General features: G+C 68.5%; 6 protein-coding genes. 4 read left to right on the forward strand and 2 right to left on the reverse strand.

Translation table 11 applies throughout. The features are described from left to right. On the reverse strand, positions 1 to 1554 hold a 1554-nt coding region (gene asnB / locus AC2VOR_RS10055; protein WP_486963721.1), incomplete at its 3' end, for an asparagine synthase (glutamine-hydrolyzing). 168 nt (positions 1555 to 1722) lie between these two features. Between asnB and ctaC the strand changes: the two genes are divergently transcribed. From ctaC to AC2VOR_RS10075, 4 genes are all read left to right on the forward strand, one after another. Next, a complete protein-coding gene (gene ctaC / locus AC2VOR_RS10060) occupies positions 1723 to 2832 on the forward strand; it encodes an aa3-type cytochrome oxidase subunit II (protein WP_369738270.1) in 1110 nt (369 codons plus the stop codon). 13 nt (positions 2833 to 2845) lie between these two features. After that, positions 2846 to 3265: a cytochrome c oxidase subunit 4 gene (locus tag AC2VOR_RS10065; protein WP_369738271.1), complete on the forward strand. Its 420-nt coding sequence runs from the start codon at positions 2846 to 2848 to the stop codon at positions 3263 to 3265. Positions 3266 to 3445: 180 nt separating this feature from the next. Continuing rightward, positions 3446 to 4357 (forward strand): MmpS family transport accessory protein, encoded by a 912-nt coding sequence (locus AC2VOR_RS10070; RefSeq protein ID WP_369738272.1) that lies wholly within the window; start codon positions 3446 to 3448, stop codon positions 4355 to 4357. Further along, positions 4357 to 5010: a DUF2561 family protein gene (locus tag AC2VOR_RS10075; RefSeq protein WP_369738273.1), complete on the forward strand. Its 654-nt coding sequence runs from the start codon at positions 4357 to 4359 to the stop codon at positions 5008 to 5010. Before AC2VOR_RS10070 ends, AC2VOR_RS10075 begins: the two co-directional genes overlap by 1 nt. A 200-nt stretch (positions 5011 to 5210) precedes the next feature. On the opposite strand, the gene AC2VOR_RS10080 is transcribed toward AC2VOR_RS10075, so the two are convergent. Next, positions 5211 to 5517 (reverse strand): Tn3 family transposase (locus tag AC2VOR_RS10080; protein WP_486963722.1); only part of this gene is annotated, 307 nt, incomplete at its 5' end.

Genomic DNA, 5517 nt, shown 5'->3' on the forward strand with positions numbered 1-5517 from the left:
CGGCACCCGCAGCTCCAGCGAGTTGGCCATCGTCATCTTGTCGGCCTTGACCAGGATGTCGCCGCGCAGCCAGGTGAACAGGTCGAGGTGCTGCATACGGGCCACCGGGTCCCAGCCGGCCGATCGGGCGTACACCGAGGCGGTGACGTCGGTGTGCGTCCAGTCCTCGCGGAAACCGGGCAGCACGGCGCGCAACTGCGCGTCGGAGAAACTGCGGGCGTTGCCGTAGTAGCGCTCCTCGAGCGTCAGCGATCCGCGGTACAGCAGGCTCTTGCCGCGCATGCCCTCCGGCAGCGGCCCCGACATCTTGCCCACCGACCGCCGGACCGGTCGCGGCAGATAGTCGAAAGGCTTCAGCGACAACGGTTCCCGATAGATGGTGTACCCGCCGAACAACTCGTCGGCGCCCTCGCCGGAGAGCACCACCTTGACGTGTTTGCGGGCTTCGCGGGCGACGAAGAACAGGGGCACCAGCGCGGGGTCGGCGACCGGCTCGTCGAGGTACCAGACGATCTCGGGCAGCGCGGCGACGAACTCCTCCGGGCTGACCACCTTGGCGATGTGGCGGGCGCCGATCGCCTCCGCGGAGGCGACCGCGACGTCGATCTCGGAGAATCCCTCCCGTTCGAAACCCGTGGTGAACGTGATCAGCCGCGGGTTGTGGCGGATGGCCAGCGCCGCGATGGCCGTGGAGTCGATGCCGCCGGACAGGAAAGCGCCCACCGTGACGTCGGCGCGCATGTGCTTGGCCACCGAGTCCTGCAGCACCGCGGTGATCTCGTCATAGCGGGCCTGCTCGGTGTCGCGGGTCAGCGGCTCGGCGGAGAACCGCGGGACGAAATACCGGGTGACCTCCGGTTGCCGGCCGGGACGGATCCGGGCGTAACAGCCCGATTCCAGCCGGCGCACCCCGCGGTGCAGCGTCTCGGGCTCGGGCACGTACTGCAGGACCGTGTAGTGCTGCACCGCCCGCTCGTCGATCCCGGTCTCGAATCCCAGCAGCTCGACCAGGTCCAGCAGGCACTTCTTCTCGCTGGCCACCGCGGTGCCGCCGGCGCCGGTGGCCATGAACAGCGGCTTGATACCGAAAGGGTCACGCGCGCAGAACAATTCGCGCGTCATCGTGTCCCACAGCGCGAACGCGAACATGCCGCGCAGGCGGCCCAGCACCTCGGTGCCCCAGTGGTGGAACCCGGCGACGATGGCCTCGCCGTCGCCGTCGGTGGCGAACGCAGCGTCGTGGCGGGCGGCCAGTTCGTCGCGCAGCTCGAGGTAGTTGTAGATCTCGCCGTTGAACACCAGCACGTAGCGGCCGGGTTGCTCGGGCGGGCCCCAGCGCAGCGGCTGGTGCGAATGGGCGATGTCGATGATCGACAGCCGGTTGAAGCCGAAGACGACCGCGCCGTCGGCGCTGGGGTCGGTCCAGGTGCCCGGCTCGTCGGGACCGCGGTGCCGCATCAGCCGCAGCGCCGCGGTGACGGCACCGTCGACGTCGGAGGCACCGGCGCCGTCGCCGGCCGCCGGGTCCGCGACAAAAGCCAGCAGTCCGCACACGGCGCCCCAGTATGCCGCACTCGGGCGGCGCGCGTGGGCGCCGCGCGTGACGCGCCCCGATGGGCCCGTGACGTGCCGCGCGGCCCGAGCGGCCGGGGTTTCGTCGCCCGCGTCAGCGCCGTGGTCTACGCTGCGTAGTATTCGATATCCGAGCATGGAGGCGCCGACGTGACACCTCGCGAGCAGGTCCGTTCGCAACGTTTGTCGCAGGGCAGGTTTCAAGGGCTTTTTGGCCGCCTTCCCGTGAGTGTTCCGCGGGTTCCGGTCCGCCGTCGCCGGCCGTTGGCGCTGGCCGGGACGCTGGGGCTGCTTGCGGTCACTCTTAGTGGCTGCAGCTGGTCGGAAGCGCTGGGGATGGGCTGGCCGGAAGGCATCACCCCGGAGGCCCACCTGAACCGGGAGCTGTGGATCGGCGCCGTCATCGCCTCGCTCGCCGTCGGCGGCATCGTGTGGGGACTCATCTTCTGGTCGTCGGCCTTCCACCGCAAGAAGGCCACAGACACCGACCTGCCCCGCCAGTTCGGCTACAACATGCCCCTGGAGCTGGTGCTCACGGTGATGCCGTTCCTGATCATCTCGGTGCTGTTCTACTTCACCGTGGTGGTCCAGGAGAAGGTGCTGCACATCGCCAAGGACCCCGAAGTGGTGATCGACGTCACGGCCTTCCAGTGGAACTGGAAGTTCGGTTACCAGCGCGTGGATTTCAAGGACGGCACCTTCACCTACGACGGCGCCGACCCCGCCCGCAAGAAGGCCGCAGCGCCCAAGCCAGTGGGCGTCGACAAGCACGGCGATGAACTCGTGGGGCCACCCCACGGTCTCCACGGCGAGGACCTCAGCTACCTGAACTTCGACAAGGTCGAGACCCTGGGCACCACCAGCGAGATCCCGGTGCTCGTGCTGCCCGAGGGCAAGCGCATCGAGTTCCAGCTGGCCTCCGCCGACGTGGTGCACTCGTTCTGGGTGCCCGAGTTCCTGTTCAAGCGCGACGTGATGCCCAACCCGAAGGCGAACAACTCGGTCAACGTCTTCCAGGTGGAGCAGATCAACCGGACCGGCGCGTTCGTCGGTCACTGCGCCGAGATGTGCGGCACGTATCACTCGATGATGAACTTCGAGGTCCGGGTCGTGTCGGCGAACGACTTCAAGGCCTACCTGCACCAGCGGATGGACGGCAAGACCAACGCCCAGGCGCTGCAGGCGATCAACCAGTCCCCGGTGGCGGTGACCACCCACCCGTTCGACACCCGCCGCGGTGAATTGACCACAAGCCAGTAGGTGAGGACCCCCAATGCATATCGAAGCGAGGCTGTTCGAGTTCGTCGCCGGGTTCTTTGTCATCGTCGCGGTGCTGTACGGGGTGTTGACGTCGCTGTACGCCACCGGTGGCGTGGAGTGGGCGGGCACGGCAGCGCTGGCGCTGACCGGAGGCATGGCGCTGATCGTGGCCACCTTCTTCCGGTTCGTGGCACGCCGGCTCGACACTCGGCCCGAGGACTATGAGGGCGCCGAGATCAGCGACGGCGCAGGCGAATTGGGCTTCTTCAGCCCACACAGCTGGTGGCCGATCCTGGTCGCGCTGTCGGCGTCGGTGACGGCGGTCGGCGTGGCGCTGTGGCTGCCCTGGCTGCTCACCGCCGGGGTGGTGTTCATCCTCGCCTCGGTGGGCGGGTTGGTCTTCGAGTACTACATCGGACCCGAGAAGCACTGATTTCGCACCCGAAGGTCACAATCGGATCACGTGACCGGCGGCCGGTTCGCCAGGACGTTTTTGCCGCTTTCGGTTCGGTAGGGTTTGTCCAGGCAGGATGAGAACTTGTGAAGTGCGCGCGCAACGATGTGACCGTGGAGCCCCGCGCGCTTGTTACGCAGTTGGACAGGGCAGGCAAAGATGAGCGGGCCGAACCCCCCGGGATGGGAACCTGAAGAACCGGATTCCGTCAGCAAGCTCAGCCCCGAACCGGATACTGACAGCGAACACGGCGACGAAGCCGGGCCGGTGGAGGAGCTCGAACCCTTCGACGACGCCGAGATGGCGGCCTCGGAGCGGGCCGGCCAGACCGACGCATACTCCCGGGCCTATTCGGCACCGGAGTCCGAGCACTTCACCAGCGGCCCCTACGTGCCGGCCGATCTTCGGCTCTACGAGTACGACGACTACGACGAGTCGCCCGAACCGGACGATGAACATCGCGCCCCGCGCTGGCCGTGGGTGGTCGGCGTCGCCGCGATCGTGGCGGCGATCGCGCTCGTGGTGTCGGTGTCGCTGCTCGTCGCGCGTACCGACACCAGCAAGCTCGCCAACCCCGCCACCACCACCCCCTCCATCCCGCCGATCCAGGATCAGATCACCACGACGAAGCCCCCGCCGCCACCACCACCGCCGCCGCCACCCACCGCCACGGAAACCCAGACGGTGACGGTGACCCCGCCGCCACCGCCGCCCCCGCCGGTGAGCACCTCGGCGGCGCCGCCGGCCACCTCGACCGCCGCGGCGCCCCCGCCGACGACAACGACAACAACCCCGGCCGGTCCGCGGCAGGTCACCTATTCGGTGACCGGCACCAAGGCGCCGGGGGACATCATCTCGGTGACCTACGTCGACGCCTCCGGTCGCCGGCGCACGCAGCACAACGTGTACATTCCCTGGTCGATGACCGTCACGCCGATCTCGCAGTCCGACGTGGGCTCGGTCGAGGCGTCCAGCCTGTTCCGGCTCAGCCGGCTCAACTGCTCGATCACCACGAGCGACGGCACCGTGCTGTCCTCGAACTCCAACGACGCACCGCAGACGAGCTGCTGATGGTCAGCAGATACTCCTATCGGCGTGGCTCGGACACCGTTCCGCCGGACGCGATCGACCGCCTCCTGATCGGGGCCTGCGCGGCGATCTGGCTGGTGGTGCTTGGCGTGAGCGTCGCCGCGGCCGTCGCGCTGGTGGACCTGGGCCGCGGCTTCCACAAGACGTCCGGCAGCAGCACGCACACCACCTGGGTGTTGTACGCGGTCATCATCGTTTCCGCGCTGATCATCGCCGGGGCCATCCCGGTGCTGTTGCGTGCTCGCCGCACGGCCCAGGAGGAGCCGCCCGCCCGGCCGACCGCCGGGGCGGCGCGCGGCCCGGTCGGTGGCGCCGCGCTGCGCACCGGTTTCTCCGCGACGGCGCGCACGATGGGGGAGCGGACGCGCCAGCCGCGGGTGCAGGCGGCGGATTCGGCCGCCGAGTGGTCCGGCGAGGCGGTGGATCGCGTGTGGCTGCGCGGCACCGTGCTGCTGGCGGGCACGATGGGCGTCGCGCTGGTCGCCGTTGCGACGGCGACCTACCTGATGGCCGTCGGCCACGACGGCCCGTCCTGGATCGGCTACGGCCTGGCCGGCGCCGTCACCGCGGGGATGCCGGTGATCGAGTTCCTGCATGTTCGACAACTGCGCCGCCTGGTGGCCGGTTCCGAGTAACCGGCGGCGCCGCGGACCAGAGCTGGTCGTCGGGTCCCGGCTTGGCCGGCTCGCGGCGGGAGTTCGGGTTCTCTCAGCAACAGAGCGGATCTGGTCCCTTGACACCCTTGATCCGGAGGCGGGGTTGTTGGAGTTCGGGCGGCTGGTGAGCGAAGTGGCCGGCGTCCTTGGCGACGCAATTCGGTTTCGACGTCAAAGGATTAGGTGCCGTAGAAGTTGATGTGGTCGTGCTGCGCGGGTGTCAGGTGCGCGGTGGCCTCGTCGGTGACCGGGTGGCCCTCGGAGCGCAGGGCATCGAGGGAGTCACCAAGGTAAGCGGTGGTCCACAGTACCGAGGCGTTGGTGATCAGGTTGAGACACAGCGCCTGGTCGACCTGGTCATCGAGGTGTCGGCGCCGGACATGGCCTTGATGGGCGAAGAGATCACGACGCAGAGCGTGCAGGCTTTTGCCCTTGTTGAGTTGGCGGTGCAGGCATTGCGGTTCGTGCTCGACTTGTGAAGGTATT

It is taken from the genome of Mycobacterium sp. TH-M103, from assembly GCF_057473785.1.

What these genes read in the sequence shown, in the direction of transcription:
- AC2VOR_RS10070 (WP_369738272.1), top strand. Translation starts at nt 3,446, where the DNA reads ATGAGCGGGCCGAACCCCCCGGGATGGGAACCTGAAGAACCGGATTCC.
- AC2VOR_RS10075 (WP_369738273.1), top strand. Translation starts at nt 4,357, where the DNA reads ATGGTCAGCAGATACTCCTATCGGCGTGGCTCGGACACCGTTCCGCCG.
- AC2VOR_RS10065 (WP_369738271.1), top strand. Translation starts at nt 2,846, where the DNA reads ATGCATATCGAAGCGAGGCTGTTCGAGTTCGTCGCCGGGTTCTTTGTC.